Source organism: Pseudomonas sp. B21-012 (genome assembly GCF_024749305.1).
GTDB lineage: Bacteria > Pseudomonadota > Gammaproteobacteria > Pseudomonadales > Pseudomonadaceae > Aquipseudomonas.
Window position 1 is genome coordinate 613,929 of sequence record NZ_CP087197.1, and the last position, 21,238, is coordinate 635,166.

Genomic DNA, 21,238 nt, shown 5'->3' on the forward strand with positions numbered 1-21,238 from the left:
TTTCCTTGTGGTGTGCTGTACGGCCGCATCGCGGGTCAAGTCGAGGCGTCGCACCGCCGCTCCTACAGTGGGAGCGGCGGTGCGACGACTCGACTTGACCCGCGATGGGCTCAGTTGCCCTTCACCGCATAATCCGGCCGCTTGTCGTTACCTGGAATGAACGGGCTCCACGGCTGCGCTCGCAGCGGTTGCTCGGTTTCCCAGACCACACTGAACTGGCCGTCATCCTGGATCTCGCCGATCATTACTGGCTTGTGCAGGTGGTGGTTGCTCTTGTCCATGGTCAGGGTGTAGCCCGATGGCGCCTTGAAGGTCTGCCCGGCCAGGGCTTCGCGGACTTTGTCGACATCGGTGGACTTGGCTTTCTCGACCGCCTGGGCCCACATGTGGATGCCGACGTAGGTGGCCTCCATCGGGTCGTTGGTCACCGCCTTGTCGGCGCCCGGCAGGTTTTTGGCCTTGGCGTAGGCTTTCCAGTCGGCGACGAACTGGCTGTTGACCGGGTTATCCACCGATTCGAAGTAGTTCCACGCCGCCAGGTGTCCCACCAGCGGCTTGGTGTCGATGCCCCGCAGTTCTTCCTCGCCTACCGAGAAGGCCACCACCGGCACGTCGGTGGCTTTCAGGCCCTGGTTGGCCAGCTCCTTGTAGAACGGCACGTTGGAGTCGCCGTTGACCGTGGAGATCACCGCGGTCTTGCCGCCAGCAGAGAACTTCTTGATGTTGGCGACGATGGTCTGGTAGTCGCTGTGGCCGAACGGCGTGTACACCTCTTCGATGTCCTTGTCGGCCACGCCCTTGCTGTGCAGGAAGGCGCGCAAAATCTTGTTGGTGGTGCGCGGGTAGACGTAGTCGGTACCGAGCAGGAAGTAGCGCTTGGCGGCGCCGCCGTCTTCGCTCATCAGGTACTCCACTGCCGGGATCGCCTGCTGGTTGGGCGCGGCACCGGTGTAGAAGACGTTCGGCGACATCTCTTCGCCTTCGTACTGCACCGGGTAGAACAGCAAACCGTTGAGCTCTTCGAACACCGGCAGCACCGACTTGCGCGACACCGAGGTCCAGCAGCCGAACACCACCGCGACCTTGTCCTGGGTCAGCAACTGGCGGCCCTTTTCGGCGAACAGCGGCCAGTTCGACGCCGGGTCGACCACCACCGGTTCCAGCAGCTTGCCGTTGACCCCGCCCTTGGCGTTGATCTGCTCGATGGTCATCAGGGCCATGTCCTTGAGCGAAGTCTCGGAAATCGCCATGGTCCCCGACAGCGAATGCAGGATGCCGACCTTGATGGTCTCGGCGGCCTGGATGCTCCAGCTCAGGCCCATCGCCGCGATGGACGCGCAAAGGGTAAAGGCCTTGATCAGACTGCGACGCTTCATAGTGCTCTCTCCATGGAATCGGATGCTCTGTTGGGCAGATGGCGACTTCGCCCAAGAGCGTTAGCAAGGGCTGTGCCGAGTGGCGCGCAGCTGTCTGGTGCGGGGTTTGCACGGCGATTGGCGATGGCGGGCGAGCATGCTTGCACCGTGATGGCGCTGTGCCCGGTGCGCGGCAAACAAGTCTGCACAGCTTTGGTTCGCGCAGGTATCATCGCCGCCTTTGAACGCAGTTCAGGGATGACGACAGTGAACAGATTCGCCCGTGCAGGGATGGTGATGGCCGGCGTGTGGGCCGCGATGGGGCAGGTACAGGCCAGTGAGCCGTCCTCGCTGTATTTTCGCTGCAGCATGACCAAGGCGCAGTACGCCACGGTCATGGCCGCCCGGCCGGGCGAGGCCGCGGCATTCACTGACTGGCAGCAGTGGTTCGATAGCAAGGAAATGTACGGTGGCGGCAAGGTTGATACAGACGACCTGCGGCCGATGCCGGCCGAGACCCTTAGCCAGATCGCCGGCGGCAGCCGTTACGGCTCGCTATCGGAGTACGACGAAAAAACCGGCGTGTGGCGCTTCGCCCTGCTGCAGTTCAGCGAAAACTACGGGGCGATGATCTCCATGCTGGCGCCACTGCGCAGTGTCGCGCCGTACTGCGCCGCCGACTCCGACAGCTTCATGCTGGTCTATTCGTACATCTGGGGTGACGGCGACAACGCCTACCTGACCCTCAACGGCCGCAGCCAGTTTGCCCAGGCACCGACCCCAGCGCAACGCGCCGAGGCCGATGCCGTGCTGGCCGAACTGCTCAAGGCAGCAGAAGGCTGAGCCTCTCTGAGCTCGGTTTGATCAGTATTCACCCACGGAACAAGGAAAGACCCGATGGAAGCTTCGTCGCTGTACATTCGCTGTAACCTCAACCCCGCTGCCTATCAGGCCGCGATGAGCGCGCCGGTAGCCAACCCGCGGCAGTTCGACGACTGGCAATGCTGGTATGACAGCAAAGACGCGTACGGCCCGGGCGAACTCCCCGCCGAGGACCTGGATCGTACCGCCTCCTGCAGCCTGAGTGATCTGATCGAAGGCTGGGTTGAGTTTTCTGCGGGCAACAGCAGTCATTACGATGAGCAGGCTGGGGTGTGGACGTTCGCCGTGCTGGAGTTCACCGACAATTATGGCGAGATGCTGCAACTGCTGGCGCCGCTGCGGCAACTGGCGCACTACGCCGAAGTCGACTCGGACAGTTTTCTAGTTATCCTTCCTTACATCTGGGGAGGTGACATCAATGCCTGCCTGAGCCTTGGCCAGGGCCGCAGTGTGTTCATCGACGGCCCGAGCGAGGCGCAACGAGCCGAAGCCGACGCCGCACTGGAACAGCAGTGGGACCGTGCGGCGTCGGCGTACGAACAAGAAGGCTTGAAGTTCGACTGATCAGTTGTCGGCGTTGGCGGTCAGCAGCGCGCGATTGCGCCGCACGAACTGGTAAGTCACGGTCAGCAGCACGAACCACAACGGCGTGACGATCAGCGCCTGGCGGGTGTCGTGCTCAAGGCTCAGCAGCACCAGGATGAAGGCGAAGAACGCCAGGCACACCCAGCACATCAGGCGCCCGCCAGGCATCTTGTACTTCGAGGCCTGGTGCAGCGCGGCGCGCTGTTTGCGGTAGTTCAGGTACGACAGCAGGATCAGCGACCAGACGAACATGAACAGGATCGCCGACACCGTGGTCACCAGGGTGAAGGCTTCGACCAGGTCCGGAATCACGTACATCAGCAGCGCCCCGGCCAACAGGCAGGTGCACGAGAACAGCAGGCCGCTGGCCGGCACGCTGCGCTTGGACAACTGCTCGAAACGCTTGGGTGCATCCCCCTGCTGGGCCAGGCCGAAGAGCATGCGGCTGGTGGAGAATACGCCGCTGTTGGCCGACGAGGCCGCCGAGGTCAGCACCACGAAGTTGATGATGCTGGCCGCCGCCGGCAGGCCGGCGAGCACGAACAGCTCCACGAACGGGCTCTTACCCGGCACCACGTCACGCCACGGCGTCACCGCCATGATGGTGATCAGCGCCAGCACGTAGAAGACGATGATGCGGATCGGGATCGAGTTGATTGCCCGTGGCAGGTTGCGCTCCGGGTTCTTCGCTTCGGCGGCGGTGGTGCCCACCAGTTCGATGCCGACAAAGGCGAACACGGCAATCTGGAACCCGGCAAAGAAGCCCATCAGGCCATGGGGGAACATGCCCTGGTCGTTCCACAGGTTGGCAAGGTCCGCGGTGCGTCCGGCCGGCGATTGGAAGCCGGCCATGACCATGTACAGGCCGGTGCCGACCAGGGCGACGATGGCGATGATCTTGATCATGGCGAACCAGAATTCGATCTCGCCGAACATCTTCACCGTGATCAGGTTCAGCGACAGCAGCAGGCCGACACAGGCAATCGCCGGCGCCCACTGCGGCAGGTCGGGGAACCAGAACTGCGAATAGGCCGATATCGCGATGACGTCGGCGATGCCGGTGATGATCCAGCAGAACCAGTAGGTCCAGCCGGTGAAGTAGCCGGCCCAGGGCCCGAGCAGGTCGGCCGAAAAATCGATGAACGACTTGTAGTTGAGGTTCGACAGCAGCAACTCGCCCATGGCGCGCATGACGAAGAACAGCATGAAGCCGATGATCATGTAGACGAAGATGATCGACGGGCCGGCCAGGCTGATGGTCTTGCCCGAGCCCATGAACAGCCCGGTACCGATGGCGCCACCGATGGCGATCAGCTGGATATGGCGGTTGGACAGGCTGCGTTGCAGGTGGTCATGGTTTTCCGGCGTGGGGTGTTGCGGGGGCAGGTTCGCGGTCATAGGCAGGCATTCCGTTGAGTTCAGTCTTGTTGTGCGCCGCTAGGCTAACACGCGCCTTCCTGGCGCTAGCGCGACAATACGTCTCAACGCGGGGGCGGTGTTGACCGTGATCAACGTCGGCGCATCAGGCCGATAAAGAACAGACCGCCAATGGCGGCAGTGGCGATGCCGATCGGCAGGTCCTCGGGCGAAATCAGCGTACGTGCGGCGACGTCGACCCAGATCAGGAACAGGCTGCCCAGCAGCAGGCACACCGGCAGCAGGCGGCTGTGCTCGGCGCCGACCAGGCGCCGGGCGATGTGCGGCACCATCAGGCCGACAAAGCCGATCGAGCCGCTGATCGCCACCAGCACGCCGGTCAGCAGCGAGCAGATCAGAAATGCCAGCAGGCGCACCTTGCGCGCGTTCAGGCCAAGGGTCACGGCGGTCTGCTCGCCGGCCATCAACGCATTCAGCGAGCGGGCCATGCCCAGCAACAAGGCCAGGCCGAGCAATACGCTGATCGCCGGAATCGGCAGCAGCTCCCAGCGCGCCAGGCCCAGGCCGCCGAGCATCCAGAACATCACCGCCGAGCTTGCCCGGTGGTCACCGAGAAACAGCAGCAGGTTGGCCGCCGCCATCATCACAAAGGCCACGGCCACGCCGCACAGCAGCAGGCGGTCGCTGTCCAGGCGGCCGTGGCGGCTGGCAATGGCCAGCACCAGCAGCATGCTGCACAGCGCGCCGATAAAGGCGGCCAGGGGCAAGGTCAGCACGCCGAGCAGTTCGCCGATATGCAGCACCACCAGTACCGCACCCAGGGTTGCCCCGGAAGTGACGCCGAGCAAGTGCGGGTCGGCCAGCGGGTTGCGCGTCACCGCCTGCAGCACCGCGCCGATCATCGCCAGCCCGCCGCCCACCAGCGCCGCCAGAAGCATGCGCGGCACGCGGATCAGCCAGACGATATGTTCCTGGCCCGTGGTCCACGCCGGTGTCTCGGGGGTAACGCCGAACAGCTTGAACAGCAGCACGCGCCACACCACCTCGACCGGCACCGGTGCCGAGCCAAAGCCCAGGGACACCACGCAGGACACCAGCAGCAGGGCCAACAGCGCGAGCAGCAACAACCGCTGCCGGGAGTTTGCCGACCTCATGCGCCGTGCAGGCTCTTGGCGATGGTCTCGATGGCTTCGACGTTCTCAAGGCTCGGCGTGGCCGCCACGTAGGGAATGACCACGAAGCGCTTGTTGCGGATCGCCTCCACCGATTGCAGGGCCGGATGCTGTTCGAGGAACGCCTGTTTCTGCGCGGCGCTGACTTCGCCGTAGTCGACGATGACGATGACCTCGGGGTTGCGCTCGACCACGCTCTCCCAGTTGACCCGGGTCCAGCTGGCTTCGATGTCATTGAGCACATTGCGCCCGCCGGCGGCGGTGATCAGCGCCTCGGGCATGCCCAGGCGCCCGGAGGTCATGGCCCGGTCTTCACCGCTGTCGTAGAGGAACACCCGTGGACGCTCGGACGGCAGTTGCTGCTGGACCACGGCAACGCGCGCTTGCATGTCGCCGATCAACTGCTCGGCACGCGCCTGCACGTCGAAGATCCTGCCCAGGTTGCGCAGGTCGGTGTAGGTGTCGTCGAGGCTGGCTGCCGGGCGCTTCATGACAAAGGCACAGGATTCGGTCAGCTCGTACACCGGGATGCCCAGCGGCGCCAGGCTTTGCGGGGTGAGGTCGCCGCCGACGCGCATGCCGTAGTCCCAGCCGGCGAACAGGAAGTCGACATTGGCGTTGAGCAGGGTTTCCACCGACGGGTACTTGGCCGCCAGTTCCGGCAGGCCGTCGAGTTGCTTGCGCAGCTGCGGGGTGACCGCCTTCCAGCCGCTGACACCGCTGTAGCCGACCATGCGCGAACGCAGGCCGAGGGCGAGCATCATCTGGGTCATGTTGATGTCGTGGCTCAGGGCATGCTCCGGGGCCTTGGTGAAAGTCACCTGGCGGTTGCAGCTCTGCACCGTCAATGGGTATTGGGTGGCCTCGGCGAAAGCGCCGGGGCTGGCCAGCAGCAAGGCCAGGCCGAGCAACAGGATGGATCGAATCATCGCTGGGTTATCCAGGTAAGGCGAGGGTGGTCAGCCAGAGGGTGGCGGTCGATCAGCGCTTGTACGCCGAACACCTCCTGCAGCAATTCGGCGGTCAGCACCTGGTCTGGCGTGCCGCTGGCAACGATGCGGCCGTGGTCGAGCACGTACAGGCGATCGCAAAAGGCCGCCGCCAGGTTCAGGTCATGGATGCTCGCCAGGGTGCCGATGCCCAGGCGCCGCACCTGCTGCAGCAGCTCCAGCTGGTAACGCGGGTCAAGGTGATTGGTCGGCTCGTCGAGGATCAGCACCTGCGGTTGCTGGACCAGAGCCCGGGCGAGGATCACCCGCTGTTTCTCGCCACCGGACAGGCTGGCGAAGGTGTGGTCGTCAAAGCCCTGCAGGCCGACTGCCTGCAAGGCGTCCTGGACCCGTTGGCGATCGGCTGGGCTGTCGCCGTCGAACAGGCCTTTGTGCGGCGTGCGGCCCATGGCCACGACTTCCTCGACATTCAGGCCGAAGGCATCGGGAAACTCCTGCAGCACCACGGCGATACGCTGGGCGCACCAGCGCGGCGACTGCTGCCACAGGTCATGCTCGCCCAGGCGCACCTGGCCGCGTTCCGGCTTGTTGAAACGGTAGGCGCAGCGCAGCAGGCTGGTCTTGCCGCTGCCATTGGGGCCGATCAGGCCGACGAACTCGCCGGCGCCGACCTGCAACTCGACGTCGCGCAGCTGGAACTGGTGGTGGCAATGGCCGTGGCCCAGGGGCGACCAGTGCAGGTCGCTGATACTCAGGGTGCTCATCAAGGTCCTGCGGGCCTGCGGGCGATGACGCCAAAAACAGGCCCGTATCGAAAACGGGCGCTCATGTTAGCGGATTTGTCCGCGCCAGCGGTTGTGCATAACGATCCACCAGCCACACCAGCAGCATCGAGCCGCCCACCAGCGGGAAGGCCGCCCCCAGAATCAGCATGATCACGGTCGCGGTCTTCCAGCGCGGCAAGTCATGGCGCAGCGGCGGTACACCGAGGCCACCTTCGGGGCGGCGTTTCCACCACATCACCAGGCCGCTGACCGAGCCGAGCAGGATCATCAGGCAGATCAGCAGGACAATAAGCTGGTTCAGCGTGCCGAACATCTTGCCTTCGTGGAGCATCACCCCAAGCTCGGTGGCCCGGGCGACGTTGCTGTAATCCTGCCAGCGTACGTCCACCAGCACCTGGCCGGTGTACTGGTCGACATGCAAGGTGGCGTCGTTGCGCGGGTCGTCGGCGAACACGGCAATGGTGTACACGCCTTCGGCACTGGTTGGCAGGGTAATGCTGTAGCCAGGTTCGACGCGGCGGGTAGTGGCCAGCTCTTCGATCTGTTGCAGGCTGACCTGCGGCGCCGCCGGGGCGCTGGAGCCCATGCTGTGGCCGGCATGCTCGGCGTGGGCGGCGGATTGCGGCATCGGTGTGTTTTCCATGGCCCAGGGCACGGTCTGGCGGCTGGCACTGTTGAGCGCCCGGGCTTGCTGGTCGGACTGCGGCACGTCGTTCCACATTGCCGCCGGAAAACGGTTCCACAGGTCGGCGTACTGCTTGCCCCAGAAGCCGGTCCAGGTCATGCCGCTGAGCAGCATCAACAACAACAGCGCCGCGCCCCAGAAGCCTGTGACCGCATGCAGGTCGCGCCACAGCAGGCGGCCACGGGCGTTCAGGCGCGGCCACAGCACACCGGCGCTGCGCGTGCCGCGCGGCCACCACAGGTACAGGCCCGAGACCACCAGCACCACGCCCCAGCCGGCGGCCAGTTCCACCAGGCGATCGCCAGAGGTGCCGATCATCAGTTCACCGTGCAGCGCACGGGCCACGGCCTGCAGGTTGTTGTTCGCGTCCTGTTCGCCGAGCAGCTGGCCGCTGTAGGGGTCGACGAACACATTCAATTCACGGCCAGCGTTGTGCACCACGAACTGGGCACTGCGATCACTGGCGGTTGCCGGCAGGTACTGGCTGACCTGGCCCTTGGGGTAAGCCTGCTGCACCTGTTGCAGCAGGCTGTCGGCGTTGTGCCGGTGATGCCCGGCCTCGACCACCATCAAGTCGCGATACAGCAATGGGTCGAGCTGCGGCTTGAACAGGTAGATGATCCCGGTGATCGCCAGCAGGATCATGAACGGCGCGACGAACAACCCGGCGTAAAAATGCCAGCGCCACGCCAGGTTGTAGAAGGATATGTGCGGTTTGCTCATGCAGCGCTCCCGTGTTGCCTGGGTAAGGCGCGATCAACGATCGCGCCCGGGTTGGATCAGAAACTCAGGTCGACCTTGGTCCAGAACGTACGCCCCGGCTCGTTGATCGGCTGCGGGTCGGTGGCCGGGTAGCCGAAGCCGGCGTTGCCCGCCAGGTTCAGGTGCTCGGCGTAGGCTTTGTCGAACAGGTTGTCGACCCCGGCGCTGAGCTTGAGGTTGTTGCTGACCTTGTAGGCGCCGTTCAGCGAGAACACGCCGAAACCGCCGCTCTTCTCGTAGTCCTTGCCCACCACGTTGCCGGAGTTTTCGGCAATGCGGTTCTGCGCCGCCACCAGGCGCCACAAAGCCCCGGCGCTCCACACATCACGGCTGTAGGTCAGGCCCAGGCGGCTTTCAAGCGGTGGCATCTGCGGCAGTGCCTTGCCGTCGCTGCTGTTCTTGCCCCAAGCGTAGGCCAGGGTAGCGTCGGCTTTCCAGTTGCTGGTCAATTTGTACGCCGCGCCCAGTTCGCCGCCCATGATCCGCGCGTCGATGTTCTGCGCTTGCGAGCTTGGCATGCCCATCATCCCCGGGCGGTAGTCGAAGAGGATGTAGTCGCGGATCTGCCCGACATAGCCCGAGGCCCAGGCGTCGACGGTCTCGGTCTGGTACTGGATGCCGAAGTCGAGCTGGGTGGTTTTCTCCGGCTTGATACTGTCGAAGGCATTGACCGAACCTGCCGGGCCGGACTTGGGCGAGAACAGCTCCCAGTAGTCGGGGAAGCGCTGGGCGTGGCCGAGGCCGACGTACGTGGTGGCGGGGATATCCACCAGGTCGTGCTCGTAGCGGATAAAACCGCTGGGCAGGGTATCGGCGCGGGTGTCGCCACCGGTGGCGCTGGTGGCGCGATAATCCTTGGCCGAGGCGCGGTCCAGGCGCGCACCGGTGATCAGCCGGTCCTGTTCGGCGGCGTACCAGGTCAGTTCGCCGAATACCCCGTAGTTGTGGAAGTCGGCGTCCTTGGTCCAGGCCATGTGCTTGTGCACATCGACGCCCATGCCGCTGCGCTGGCGGTGTTCGTTGGTTTGTGCGTCGATGCCGCTGATCAGTTGCAGGTCATCCCAGCGCCAGGTGCCCTTGATCCGCCCGCCAAGGGTGCGGCGGTCGACGTTGCTGACCATCGGCATGCCCATCATGCCCATGCCCGAGGGCGTGCGCAGGCTGTAGTTGTCCATCACGTGGTCGGCGTAGTTGTAGTAGACCTGGGCTTCGAGCTTGTCGAAGACTTCGCCGATGTTGGACTTCTCGAAGCGCAGGCCAAGGCTTTCGCGCTTGAACTGCGAGCCGTCCATGCCGCGCCCGGCATAACGCGCTTCACCGTCGCCCTTGCCGGCGGTCAGTTCCACCAGGGTGTCGGCGTCCGGGGTCCAGCCCAGGGCGACGTCACCGTTCCACTTGTCCCAGCGCGACGGTACGGTGTCGCCATTGCCGTCTTCATAGTCGTCCGAGCGCGACTGGTTGCCGACGAAGCGCGCATAGCCGTAGCGGTTGCCGGCGGCGGCATCCAGGACCTTGTCGAAGCGGCCGTTGGAGCCGCCCAGCAGGCTGGCGTTGACGCGACTGCCCAGCTCGCCGAATTTTTCCGGCTCGCGGTCGAAAAGGATGGTCCCAGCCGATGCGCCCGGGCCCCAGATCACGCTTTGCGGGCCCTTGATCACGGTCAGGCGGTCGTAGGTCTCCGGCGAAATGTACGAGGTCGGGGCGTCCATGCGGTTGGGGCAGGCGCCGAGCATCACGCCGCCGTTGGTGAGGATGTTCAGGCGCGAGCCGAACATGCCGCGCAGCACCGGGTCACCATTGGTGCCGCCGGCGCGGATGGCCGAGAAGCCGGGGATGGTTTTCAGGTAGTCGGCGCCATCGCTGGCCGGCACCGGCTGGCGTGGGTCCTTGGGGTTGGTGACGATAGTCAGCGGCGAGCTCGGGGCCACGGCGGTGATCACCGTCGGGCTCAGCTCGGCCTGGTCATGAACATGCGCGTCTTCGGCCTGGCTTGCGGCCAGGGCCAGGGGGCTGAGCAGGGTGCCGCAGATCACGGCGATGGTCCCTTGCAGGGACAGACGAAAAACAGCGGTGCAGCCGGACATAATGATTCCAACATCGATCAGTCATAAGGGTGCGCGCAGTCGACGGCTGATGCCGGACTTCGGGCGCAGGGAGTGGACTCAGACGACGATGAAGGGTGGCGGCGCGCGGCTGCGGGCGCCGGGGAATACTGTCTGCCGGGCATGCCCCTGGCGCGGGTGAACGAGCAGTTGGCTGTTGGCGGGGACGGCTTCAGTGTTGAGCAGGCTCAGGGCCTGGGGCAATGCCGGGCAATGGAAGAACAGGCTGCAGTAACCGCACTTCTCCCAGATCACCTTCAGCGCCGGGCTGCCGCCGTGATGGTTGTCGGCATGGCAATCGGCGGCGCTGTCCATGGCCATGCTCATGTTCATGCCTGGCGGCATGGCACGGTGATCCATCGGCATCGACTGGGAAACCAGTGGGCCGATAAAGATCATCAACATGGCGAACAGGCTCAGCCAGCTGCCGCGAAGCGTCCTGGAGCCAGGACGCGCGGGGCGGGTGAACCTGCTGCGGGCGCTAGTCACGCCGGGCAGCCTTCAGCGATCAGTGATTGTGAGCGGCTGCCTCGTCGGGTGCCTGTTTCTGCACCGCGACCTCGACGGTGATGTCACCGGCGTGCTTGAAATGCAGGGTCAGCGGGAAGCGCTTGCCGTCAGCCAGCAGGCTGCGGTCCTTGGGCTGCATCAGCATCACATGGTAGGCGCCGGGGGCGAATTTCAGCTCGCCGCCTGCAGGCACTTCGACGCTCATTACCTGCTGCATTTTCATCAGGCCATCTTTGTGCACATGCTCGTGCAGCTGGGCATCGTCGCTGATCGGGCTGTCGACGCCGGTCAGGGTGTCGGCGCTCTTGCCGTTGTTATGCACGACAAAATAGGCGGCAACGTTGGGCGCGTTCGGCGGCAACTCCTGCGACCACGGGTGAGCGATATGCAGCTCGCCGACGGTGTATTCATGGGCAGTGGCAAAGGTCGCCGGCAGCATCAGCGCGGCCAGCAGCAGGGCGTTCTTGAACATGGTGATTCTCCAGTCGATTCAGGTTCGCAACAGGTAGCGTAGTGAACTCAGACCAGAGGGGAGGCGCGGGGGTTGAGGGCCGGCCACTGTTGGCGTGGCGTGGGTTGATAGGCGGTGAGCAGCGGTTCGAGCCCGATCGACAGGGCCAGCGGTTTGCTCAGTTGCGGCGCATGCCCGGGAAGCGCCAGCAACGGCGCGGCGCCCGAGCAGCACCAGCAGTGCTGCATGTTCGAATGGTCATCGCCTTGCTGGCCGAGGTCGATCTTGCCCAGGGCCATGATTGCCGGATTGGCCTTGGCCCCGACGCTCGAACAGAAGGCCCCCCACAGCAGTTGTTCGGCCGGGCCCTTGGGGGCTGCGGACGCCAACGGCATGGCCAGCAGATTGAACAGCACTGCGAAGCAGGCGATCCAGGCGATGGCGGGCCGATATGGGGACATGGAAAGATCCGGTCAGGAATCAGAGGTGGCTATTGTAGCGCCCAGTATAGGAAAAATTACCGGGGGTGCGGTGAAGTGCCGCACTCCCGGTTCGCATCAGGCCTGTTTGTTGCGGCCCATCAGGCCGCGCACGGTTTCCTGCAGGTCGGCCGGCAGCACCACGACCTTGGCGTTGTCGCTGCTGGCAAGGCTTTCCATGGCGCCGATGTAACGCTCGCCGAGCAGGTACATGGCCGGGGTGATTTCGGTGCCGACCGCGTCCCGAACCAGGGTGATGGAACGCGCCGAGGCTTCGGCGAGGTTGATCTGCGCTTCAGCGTCGAGCTTGGCCGCCTGTTGGCGCGCTTCGGCTTCGAGAATGGCGGCCTGCTTGGCGCCCTCGGCGCGGGTGACGTCGGCTTTGCGTTCACGCTCGGCGGCGGCCTGGCGCTCCATGGCCGCCTGCATGTTCTGCGACGGCTTGATGTCCTGGATCTCTACCGAGCGCACGGTCACGCCCCAGTCTTCGGTCTGCTCGGACATCGCTTCGCGCAGGCGCGCCTTGATCTGCTCGCGGCTCGACAGCGCTTCGTCGAGGTCCATGGCACCAACGATGGCGCGCAGCGAGGTCATGGTCAGGCTGGTGACCGCGAAGGAAAAGTCCTGCACGCCGTAGGCGGCTTTTTGCGGGTCGACGACCTTGGCGAAACACAGGGCGTTGGCGACGATCACCGCGTTGTCGCGGGTGATGATTTCCTGCTGCTGCACGTCGAGGATGATGTCCTTGGTCGGCAGGCGGTAGGCGACCACGTCCATGTACGGGATCAGCAGGTTCAGGCCCGGCTTGAGGGTGCTGTGGTAGCGGCCCAGGCGCTCGACGATCCACTCCTCGCCCTGGGGCACGATGCGCACGCCCTTGAACAGGGTGATGAGGGCGAATGCGGCGATGGTGCCGACGACGATAAGGCTGGTCATGAGTCAATGCTTCCTTTTACTGATCAGGCCCGGGCAACCCGGGCGGTATTGCCTTCGATGGCAGTGAGGCGCACGCGCTCGCCGGCCGGGATCTCGGCATCGGCGACGCACACCCATTCTTCATTGCCGAGAATCGGCTTTTGAAAGCGCACGCGGCCCTTGTGGAACTCTGAGACTGTGGCGGTGAGCAGGCCAACTTCGCCGATCACGCTGTCGGCAGTCCAGCGGGTGTCCGGCTGCTTTCTGCGAAATACCTTGAACCACAGCAGCGTGGTGATCGACGAGAACACCACCCACAGCAGCACCTGCATATCGAGCTGCAGGCTCGGTGCCAGGAAGGCAATGAACGAAACCAGCACGGCACCAATGCCGAACCAGAGGATGAAGAAGGTTGGCAGGACCAGTTCGAGCACTACGAGGCCGAAACCGAATACCAGCCAGATCCACCATTGCATTTCCATATGGGTGAAGTCTTCCGGGGGGAGGAGGGGCGTAGTGTAAGGCAGTGGGGTAAGGTTGGGGCAAATCAAGCCAGTAAGAAACTTCCTAAAAGCTTTTTTGTATGGCTATGACCCTCAGGTCTTGATGCAAGCGAATCTATCTAGGCAGGTCTGCCAGCATCTCTGAAGGGCTGAAGAACTCCCTGTCAACTTCCGGCAGCACTGGTCGCTTGAGGATCAACACCGGCACTCGCCGTTGCCTGGCGATTGCAAGTTTAGGCTCGGTCGCCCCGCTGCCGCTGTTCTTGCTGATCAGCACATCGATCTGCCGACGCTCGAACAGCGCGCGTTCGTCTTCCAGGTGGAATGGCCCGCGGGCGCCGATCACTTCGCAGCGTGCATTGCCGGGGCAGGCTTCGAGGGCGCGCAAGGTCCAGAATTGATGGGCGGGAATTTCGTGCAGATGCTGCAATGGCTCACGGCCGAGGGTGAACAGCGGGCGCTGGAACGGGCGCAGGGCGTCGATCAGTTCGGCCCAGTCGCTCACCTCGCGCCAGTCATCGCCGGCCTGGGCTTGCCAGGCCGGGCGGCGCAACGCCCAGCACGGCACGCCGGTGAGTTGCGCGGCGTGGGCGGCGTTGGCGCTGATGCGGGCGGCGTAGGGGTGGGTGGCGTCGATCAGCAGGTCGATGCGTTCTGCGCGCAGGTAAGCGGCCAGGCCCTCGGCGCCGCCAAACCCGCCGACCCGGACCTGACAGTCCAGGTCAGTAGGCACCCGGCCGATCCCGGCCAGGCTGTAGACGTGCTGTGGGCCCAGGGTGCGGGCAATCGCCAGCGCCTCGGTGACGCCGCCGAGCAACAGGATGCGCTTCATGCAAAGCCCCCTGCATGGCCAACGATGCCGCCCTGACGATCAATGGCGAACACTTCCACCTGCACCTGCGCCGGCACCACGCTACGGGCAAAGGCCAGGGCATGGGCGCAGACCGCATCGCCCAGGGCAACGCCGGCGGCACTGGCCAGGGCCAGCGCCTGCTGGCTGGTGTTGGCCTGGCGAATAGCGTCTTGCAACGCCGGGTCGGCACCAATGGCTGCAGCCCAGTCGGCCAGTTGCGGCAGGTCGATGCTCGAATGGCGGCTGTGCAGGTCCATGTGCCCGGCGGCCAGCTTGCTGATCTTACCGAAGCCGCCGCACAGGCTGAGTTTATCCACAGGCACCTTGCGCAGGTGCTTGAGCACCGCGCCGACAAAATCGCCCATTTCGATCAGGGCGATTTCCGGCAGGTTGTAGACCCGGCGCATGGTGTCTTCGCTGGCATTGCCGGTGCAGGCGGCGATGTGCTGATAGCCATTGGTCCTGGCCACGTCGATACCCTGATGGATCGAGGCGATGTAGGCCGAGCAGGAGAACGGCCGGACAATGCCGCTGGTGCCGAGGATCGACAGGCCGCCAAGAATGCCCAGACGCGGGTTCATGGTCTTCAGCGCCAGGCTCTCACCGTCCTGCACGTTTACCGTGACCTCGAAGCCGCCGCTGTAGGCGAATTCGGCGGCCAGGCGCAGCAGGTGCTCGGTCATCATCCTGCGTGGTACCGGGTTGATCGCCGGTTCACCCACGCCGAGCACCAGGCCTGGGCGGGTCACCGTGCCGACGCCGTGGCCGGCAACAAAGCGCACACCGGGTTCGGCCTGCAGGCGCACGCGGCTGTAGAGCAGGGCGCCGTGGGTCACGTCCGGGTCATCGCCGGCATCCTTGAGGGTGCCGGCTTCGGCGCCGTCCTCGTGCAGGCGACAAAACTCCAGGCGCATCTGCACCACCTTGCCCTTGGGCAAGGTGATCTGCACCGCATCGTTGCTCTGGCCGCCCAGCAGCAGCCGCGCCGCCGCCAGGCTAGTGGCGGTGGCGCAACTGCCAGTGGTCAGGCCGCTGCGCAGTGGCGCGGGTTGTTCGCGGGTTTCGTCACGCATCGGCAGGCTTGACCGCGTCTAGCAGGGTGATCGGCAGGGCCTGGCGCCAGGTGTCGAACTCGCCCAGGGGTTGCGCCTGGGCGATATGGATGCGGGTCAGCTCGCCGCCATGCTGCTCGCGCCAGTTGACCAGCGCCAGTTCACTTTGCAGGGTCACGGCATTGGCCACCAGGCGGCCACCCGGGCGCAGTTGCTGCCAGCAGTGTTGCAGCACGCCTTCGCGGGTCACGCCGCCACCGATGAAGATCGCATCCGGGCGTTCCAGGCCCTGCAGGGCCATCGGCGCACGACCTCGAATCAACTGCAGGCCAGGCACGCCAAGGGCATCGCGGTTGTGTTCGATCAGTTGCTGGCGGCCCTCGTCGGACTCGATCGCCAACGCCCGGCAACTGGGGTGGGCGCGCATCCACTCGATACCGATCGAGCCGCTGCCGGCGCCGACATCCCAGAGCAGTTCGCCCGGCTGCGGGGCCAGGCGCGCCAGAGTGATGGCGCGCACATCGCGCTTGGTCAGCTGGCCGTCGTGTCTGAAGGCGCTGTCTGGCAGACCGGCAAGCGGCGACAGGCGCGGTGCATCGGGCGTGGCCAGGCATTCGATGGCGACCAGGTTCAAGTCGGCAACTTGCGGGTGCGGCCAGTGCGCGGCAGTGCCCTCGAGGCGACGCTCGGCGCTGCCGCCCAGGTGCTCGAAGACCTGCAGGCGGCTCAGCGCGAAACCGCGTTCGCGCAGCAGGGCGGCGATCGCGGCCGGGCTGCTGCCATCGTTGCTCAGCACCAGCAGGCGCACGCCGCTGTACAGTTGGGCGTTGAGCGCAGCGATCGGCCGCGCCACCAGCGAGAGCGTCAGCACCTCCTGCAGTGGCCAACCCAGGCGGGCGGCGGCCAGGGCGCAGGAAGAGGGCATCGGCAACACGTTCATTTCGCTGACGTCGAGCTGGCGCGCAAGGCTTGCGCCTACGCCATAGAACATCGGGTCGCCGCTGGCCAGCACGCACACCGGCTCGCCGCGCAGGGCCAGTACCGGCGCCAGGGAAAACGGGCTGGGCCACAGCAGGCGTTCGCCGCTGATGCAGTGCGGCAACAGGTCCAGCTGGCGCTGGCCGCCAAACACCCGTGAAGCGCCCAGCAGCGCGCGCCGGGCCTGCTTGCCCAGGCCACTGAAGCCGTCTTCACCGATACCTACTATTGTCAGCCAGGGCGACATGGATTTCCTCAATTCAACGCAATCCGACCGGCAGGCTTTTCATGCCTTTGGACAAAGCAGGCATAATACCGCGCCTTCTACACTGAAGTGCCTTTTCACGATTGCCGGGTGACCTTTTGAACCAGCCTGTATCGGCCCACCAGCCCCAAGCTTCGCTGCGTCCCTCGGCCTGTCCGGGGTTGTGGCGCATCGTCCAGGCGCTGGACGGCGGCATCTGCCGGATCAAGCTGGCCGGCGGGGCGCTGACGGCGGCTCAGGCCGAGGCCGTGGCCGCTGCGGCCGAGCGTTATGCCGGTGGTGAAATCGAAGTCACCAACCGTGGCAACCTGCAGATTCGCGGCATCGGCGGCGACCACGCCGGGCTGATCGAAGGGCTGCTGGCCGCAGGCCTGGGCCCGCGCGAGGCCGCCGGCGACGATGTGCGCAACCTGATGCTCAGTCCCGTCGCCGGCCTTGATCGGCAGATGCTGTTCGATACCCGGCCTTTGGCGCAGCAGGTGCTGCAGTCGCTGGAAACCACCCCGCGTTTTCATCAGCTCTCGGCCAAGTTCGCCGTGCAGCTGGATGGCGGCGAGGCCCTGGCGATGCTTGAACACCCCCATGACCTGTGGCTCAGCCCGCTGAAGCTTGACGACGAACTGTGGCTGGCATTCGGCCTTGCCGGTTGCCCGGCCGCGGATGCGCCGTTGGGTGCTGTACCCCTGACGCGCGGGCACGAACTGGTACTGGCGGTACTCAAGCGCTTTCTCGATCTGGCCCGGCCAGAGCAGACGCGGATGCGCCAGTTGCTCAGCGAACATACGCCCGAGGCGTTTATCGCCGGGCTGGTTTTGCCGGTGCGGGCGGATGCGGCGGTTTGCCAGTGGCGTCGCTCGCCGGTAACGGCGGGCTATCTGGGGATTTATCCACAGCTGCAACACGGCCTGAGCGCCGTCGGTTCGGCAGCGCCCCTGGGGCGTCTGAACCCTTCGATGCTGCGCGCTGCGGCCCGGCTGGCACGGGAGCAGGGCGACGGCACCTTGCGCATGACCCCTTGGCAGGGCGTGCTGCTGCCCAACATTGGCCACCATCATGCCGGGCAGGTGGTCGACGGCCTGGCCCGATTGGGGCTGCTGGTCTCGACCCATGATCGACTGGCGCGCCTGGTCGCCTGCACCGGTTGCGCCGGCTGCGCCAAAGGCCAGGCCGAAACCAAGGGCGATGCGCGCCTGCTGGCCACCATGCTGGCGCCCGGAGCACCGGCCAGCGTGCACTTGAGCGGCTGCCTGCGCTCGTGCGCCATGGCCCACGTGGCGCCCGCCACCTTGCTGGCGCAAAGCCCCGGCCACTACGACTTGTACCTGCGTGACGCAACCGAGCCTGGCTTCGGCCGCCTGCGCGCACGCAACCTCACACTAAAAGAAGCCGGCGCACTGCTAGACGCCTGCTCACGGAGCACCCTTGATGATTGATTACATCCGCGATGGTCAGGAGATCTATCGCAATTCCTTCGCGATCATTCGAGAGGAAGCCCGGCTCGATCGCATCCCGGCCGATCTGGAAAAGCTTGCGGTCCGCGTGATACACGCCTGCGGCATGGTCGATGCAATCGATGGCCTGCAGTTCTCCCCGGGTGCCGGCAAGGCCGGGCGTGATGCCCTGGCCGCCGGCGCGCCGATCCTCTGCGATGCGCGGATGGTGTCCGAGGGTATTACCCGTGCACGCCTGCCAGCCAACAACCCGGTGATCTGCACCCTGCGCGACGAGCAGGTGCCGGAACTTGCCCGCGAGCTGGGCAACACCCGCTCGGCGGTGGCCCTGGAGCTGTGGCGGCCGCACCTGGAAGGCAGCGTGGTAGTTATCGGCAACGCGCCGACCGCGCTGTTCTACCTGCTGGAAATGCTCGACGCTGGCGCGCCTAAACCGGCGTTGATTCTCGGCTTCCCGGTGGGCTTTGTTGGCGCCGCCGAGTCCAAGGCGATGCTCGCTGCCGACAGCCGTGGCGTGCCGTTCGTGATCATGCAAGGGCGCCTGGGCGGCAGCGCCATGGCCGCCGCCGCGGTCAATGCCCTGGCCACGGAGGTCGAATGATGCAGGCTCGTGGACGTTTGCTGGGCCTGGGCGTTGGCCCCGGCGATCCAGAACTGATTACCGTCAAGGCGCTGCGTTTGCTGCGCGAGTCGCCGGTGGTGGCCTACTTTGTCGCCAAGGGCAAGCGCGGCAACGCCTTCGGCATCATCGAAAGCCATCTGCAGGAAGCCCAGACCTTGCTGCCGCTGGTGTACCCGGTGACCACCGAGGTGCTGCCGGCGCCGTTGTCTTATGAACAGGTCATCAGCGACTTTTACGATGCCGCCAGCCTCGAGGTTGCCGCGCACCTGGATGCCGGCCGCGATGTGGCGGTGATCTGCGAAGGCGATCCGTTCTTCTACGGCTCCTACATGTACCTGCACGACCGCCTCGCCGAGCGCTACGATGCGCAGGTGATCCCGGGGGTCTGCTCGATGCTCGGCGGCGCCTCGGTGCTCGGTGCGCCGCTGGTGTATCGCAACCAGAGTCTGTCGGTGCTCTCCGGCGTGCTGGCGCATGACGAACTCAAGCGCCGCCTGGCCGATGCCGATGCCGCGGTGATCATGAAACTTGGGCGTAACTTCCCCAAGGTTCGCGATGTGCTGGCCGAGCTCGGCCTGGCCGAGCGTGCCCTGTATGTGGAGCGGGCAACCATGGCCAACCAGAAGATCGTCGCCCTGGACCAGGTCGACCCGCAGTCCTCACCGTACTTCTCGCTGATCATCGTACCCGGTGAAAGGTGGCAAGGTTGATGACCCGTAAAGCCCCGGCCATTGTCATCCTTGGCAACGGCAGCCTGGCCACTGCCCGCAAGATCCAGCAGCTGTACCCGGACGCATTGATCCATGGCCTTGAGGGCCGGGTCGAAGGCGCCGACCGCAGTTACCAGGAATTCGGCGCCACCGTGCGCCAGCTCTATCAGCACGACACACCGATCATCGCCCTGTGCGCTGCCGGTATCGTCATCCGCACCCTGGCTGGCCTGTTGCTGGAGAAGGGCGCCGAGCCGCCGGTGCTGGCGGTGGCCGAGGATGGCAGCGCTGTGGTGCCGCTGCTCGGCGGGCTCGGCGGGGTCAATCGCATGGCCCGGGAAATCGGCGCCGGCCTGGGCGTGGCGGCGGCGATCACCACCAGTGGCGAGCTGCGTTTCGGTACCTGCCTGCTCAACCCGCCCAGCGGTTATGCCCTGGCCGACCTTGAGCTGGGCAAGCGTTTCGTCTCCGACCTGCTGGCCGGCGAAAGCGTGCGTATCGACGGCGCTGCGCCCTGGCTTGAACAGGCGCAGCTGCCGCAAAGCGAGCAGGCGCAACTGGCGATCCATGTCGGTTGTGACGCCCGTGAAGCCTCGGCCAATGAGCTGGTGATCTATCCGCGTTGTGTCATGGTGGCTGTCAGCGAGGTGCTGCCGGAACTGGCCCAGGCCATTCGCGCTGCTCTGCAGGCGGCGCGCATTGCCGAGCCGGCGCTGGCTTGCCTGCTGGCCGCAGAGCCGCACATGGCCAACCCGGCCCTGCACGCGGCTGCTGCCGAGCTGGGTGTGGCCCTGCGCTTTGCCCCAGGCGCTGGTGATGCCAGCGCCCTGGCCGCTCAGGCACTGCCGCAATTGCTGCCACCGCAGTCGGTGAGCGATGGCCTGGCCATCGTGGTCTCGAACCAGCCGATCGACCCGCAGCAGATCGGCCGCGCCCGCGGTCGCCTGGCGGTGATCGGTCTCGGCCCTGGCGCTGCCGACCTGATGGTGCCGGCGGTCAAGGCCGAGCTTGCGCGAGCCAACGATGTGCTCGGCTATGAAACCTATGTGCGCATGGCCGGGCCGTTCCGTGCCGATCAGGTGCTGCATTGCACCGACAACCGCGAAGAGATGCAGCGTGCCCGGCATGCCTTCGAGCTGGCGGCGCAAGGGCGTTCGGTAGTGGTGGTGTCTTCGGGCGACCCTGGTGTGTTCGCCATGGCCGCGGCGGTGCTCGAAGCGCTGCACGAGTCGAACGATCCGGATTGGCACGCAGTGGAGCTGGAAATGCTGCCCGGCGTTTCCGCTTCCCTGGCAACTGCAGCGCAGGCCGGCGCTCCCTTGGGCCACGACTTCTGCGTGCTGTCGCTGTCGGACAACCTCAAGCCCTGGTCGATCATCGAGAAGCGCCTGGACCTGGCCTGCCAGGCCGACCTGGCGCTGGCCTTCTACAACCCGATCTCGCGCTCGCGGCCGTGGCAGCTCGGGCGGGCCCTGGAAATCGTCCGCCAGCATCGCACCGCCCTGACCCCTGTAGTCCTTGGACGCGACATCGGTAGGCCGGGGCAGACGCTGAAAGTAGTCAATCTCGGTGAGCTGCAACCGGACATGGTCGATATGCGCACCATGGTGCTGGTCGGATCCTCGACGACCTGCGAGTTTGCCCGTGCTGACGGTGGGCAGTGGGTCTATACCCCGCGCTGGTATACGACGCAGGGTTGATGCTGGCGTGGAAGGCTTTCGGCCCTGACCGAAGGTCGTGGCTCGAATAGTGTGAAGTTCCCGCCGATGTCGAGCGGGGCTTCATATAAAGGAT

The 21,238-nt window shown here is 65.4% G+C and carries 21 protein-coding genes; 6 read left to right on the forward strand and 15 right to left on the reverse strand.

The window, feature by feature from the left end; all coding sequences use genetic code 11:
• Nucleotides 1–110: 110 nt before the first annotated feature.
• Nucleotides 111–1,376 carry an urea ABC transporter substrate-binding protein gene (gene urtA / locus LOY37_RS02720; RefSeq protein ID WP_258716252.1) on the reverse strand — a complete coding sequence of 422 codons (1,266 nt, stop codon included), beginning with the start codon at nucleotides 1,374–1,376 and terminating at the stop codon, nucleotides 111–113.
• Between the two features lie 246 nt (nucleotides 1,377–1,622).
• Between urtA and LOY37_RS02725 the strand changes: the two genes are divergently transcribed.
• Nucleotides 1,623–2,198, forward strand: coding sequence for a hypothetical protein (locus LOY37_RS02725; RefSeq protein WP_258716253.1), 576 nt, complete (start codon nucleotides 1,623–1,625; stop codon nucleotides 2,196–2,198).
• Nucleotides 2,199–2,252: 54 nt separating this feature from the next.
• Nucleotides 2,253–2,801 carry a hypothetical protein gene (locus tag LOY37_RS02730; RefSeq protein WP_258716254.1) on the forward strand — a complete coding sequence of 183 codons (549 nt, stop codon included), beginning with the start codon at nucleotides 2,253–2,255 and terminating at the stop codon, nucleotides 2,799–2,801.
• Here the strand turns inward: LOY37_RS02730 and cycA are convergent, their stop codons facing one another.
• From cycA to cbiE, 14 genes are all read right to left on the reverse strand, one after another.
• Nucleotides 2,802–4,220, reverse strand: coding sequence for a D-serine/D-alanine/glycine transporter (cycA, locus tag LOY37_RS02735; protein ID WP_045196950.1), 1,419 nt, complete (start codon nucleotides 4,218–4,220; stop codon nucleotides 2,802–2,804). It abuts the gene before it with no gap.
• A 110-nt stretch (nucleotides 4,221–4,330) separates the two neighbouring features.
• Nucleotides 4,331–5,353, reverse strand: coding sequence for an iron ABC transporter permease (locus LOY37_RS02740; protein ID WP_045196952.1), 1,023 nt, complete (start codon nucleotides 5,351–5,353; stop codon nucleotides 4,331–4,333).
• Entirely contained in the window at nucleotides 5,350–6,300 is a 951-nt protein-coding gene (locus LOY37_RS02745; RefSeq protein ID WP_258716255.1) for an ABC transporter substrate-binding protein, read from the reverse strand. The genes LOY37_RS02740 and LOY37_RS02745 overlap by 4 nt, the downstream gene beginning before the upstream one ends.
• On the reverse strand, nucleotides 6,297–7,085 hold the full coding sequence (locus LOY37_RS02750; RefSeq protein ID WP_258596191.1) for an ABC transporter ATP-binding protein: 789 nt from the start codon (nucleotides 7,083–7,085) through the stop codon (nucleotides 6,297–6,299). Before LOY37_RS02750 ends, LOY37_RS02745 begins: the two co-directional genes overlap by 4 nt.
• Nucleotides 7,086–7,146: 61 nt before the next feature.
• Nucleotides 7,147–8,514, reverse strand: coding sequence for a PepSY domain-containing protein (locus LOY37_RS02755; protein ID WP_258716256.1), 1,368 nt, complete (start codon nucleotides 8,512–8,514; stop codon nucleotides 7,147–7,149).
• A gap of 56 nt (nucleotides 8,515–8,570) precedes the next feature.
• Nucleotides 8,571–10,637 carry a TonB-dependent copper receptor gene (locus LOY37_RS02760; protein WP_258716257.1) on the reverse strand — a complete coding sequence of 689 codons (2,067 nt, stop codon included), beginning with the start codon at nucleotides 10,635–10,637 and terminating at the stop codon, nucleotides 8,571–8,573.
• 78 nt (nucleotides 10,638–10,715) lie between these two features.
• Nucleotides 10,716–11,144, reverse strand: a complete 429-nt coding sequence (locus tag LOY37_RS02765; RefSeq protein ID WP_258716258.1) for a DUF2946 domain-containing protein — start codon at nucleotides 11,142–11,144, stop codon at nucleotides 10,716–10,718.
• Between the two features lie 19 nt (nucleotides 11,145–11,163).
• Complete coding sequence (locus LOY37_RS02770) at nucleotides 11,164–11,637, reverse strand: copper chaperone PCu(A)C (RefSeq protein WP_045196966.1); 474 nt, start codon at nucleotides 11,635–11,637, stop codon at nucleotides 11,164–11,166.
• A 47-nt stretch (nucleotides 11,638–11,684) separates the two neighbouring features.
• Nucleotides 11,685–12,077, reverse strand: a complete 393-nt coding sequence (locus LOY37_RS02775; RefSeq protein WP_045196971.1) for a DUF2946 domain-containing protein — start codon at nucleotides 12,075–12,077, stop codon at nucleotides 11,685–11,687.
• Nucleotides 12,078–12,173: 96 nt separating this feature from the next.
• Nucleotides 12,174–13,031, reverse strand: a complete 858-nt coding sequence (locus tag LOY37_RS02780) for an SPFH domain-containing protein (protein ID WP_045196972.1) — start codon at nucleotides 13,029–13,031, stop codon at nucleotides 12,174–12,176.
• A gap of 23 nt (nucleotides 13,032–13,054) precedes the next feature.
• Nucleotides 13,055–13,492: an NfeD family protein gene (locus LOY37_RS02785; RefSeq protein ID WP_045196974.1), complete on the reverse strand. Its 438-nt coding sequence runs from the start codon at nucleotides 13,490–13,492 to the stop codon at nucleotides 13,055–13,057.
• Nucleotides 13,493–13,628: 136 nt separating this feature from the next.
• Entirely contained in the window at nucleotides 13,629–14,345 is a 717-nt protein-coding gene (locus LOY37_RS02790; RefSeq protein ID WP_258716259.1) for a cobalt-precorrin-6A reductase, read from the reverse strand.
• On the reverse strand, nucleotides 14,342–15,439 hold the full coding sequence (locus tag LOY37_RS02795; protein WP_258716260.1) for a cobalt-precorrin-5B (C(1))-methyltransferase: 1,098 nt from the start codon (nucleotides 15,437–15,439) through the stop codon (nucleotides 14,342–14,344). Before LOY37_RS02795 ends, LOY37_RS02790 begins: the two co-directional genes overlap by 4 nt.
• Entirely contained in the window at nucleotides 15,432–16,643 is a 1,212-nt protein-coding gene (gene cbiE / locus LOY37_RS02800) for a precorrin-6y C5,15-methyltransferase (decarboxylating) subunit CbiE (RefSeq protein WP_093376572.1), read from the reverse strand. Before cbiE ends, LOY37_RS02795 begins: the two co-directional genes overlap by 8 nt.
• A gap of 116 nt (nucleotides 16,644–16,759) precedes the next feature.
• Between cbiE and cobG the strand changes: the two genes are divergently transcribed.
• The 4 genes from cobG to cobJ are packed head-to-tail and all read left to right on the forward strand — an operon-like array spanning nucleotide 16,760 to nucleotide 21,144.
• Nucleotides 16,760–18,094: a precorrin-3B synthase gene (cobG, locus tag LOY37_RS02805; RefSeq protein ID WP_283817167.1), complete on the forward strand. Its 1,335-nt coding sequence runs from the start codon at nucleotides 16,760–16,762 to the stop codon at nucleotides 18,092–18,094.
• A complete protein-coding gene (locus tag LOY37_RS02810; protein ID WP_123565000.1) occupies nucleotides 18,087–18,713 on the forward strand; it encodes a precorrin-8X methylmutase in 627 nt (208 codons plus the stop codon). The genes cobG and LOY37_RS02810 overlap by 8 nt, the downstream gene beginning before the upstream one ends.
• The gene (locus tag LOY37_RS02815) at nucleotides 18,713–19,444 is read left to right on the forward strand and encodes a precorrin-2 C(20)-methyltransferase (protein WP_258717165.1); all 732 of its coding nucleotides are present in this window, start codon (nucleotides 18,713–18,715) and stop codon (nucleotides 19,442–19,444) included. The genes LOY37_RS02810 and LOY37_RS02815 overlap by 1 nt, the downstream gene beginning before the upstream one ends.
• A complete protein-coding gene (gene cobJ / locus LOY37_RS02820) occupies nucleotides 19,444–21,144 on the forward strand; it encodes a precorrin-3B C(17)-methyltransferase (RefSeq protein WP_258716261.1) in 1,701 nt (566 codons plus the stop codon). The genes LOY37_RS02815 and cobJ overlap by 1 nt, the downstream gene beginning before the upstream one ends.
• The last annotated feature ends 94 nt before the right edge of the window (nucleotides 21,145–21,238 follow it).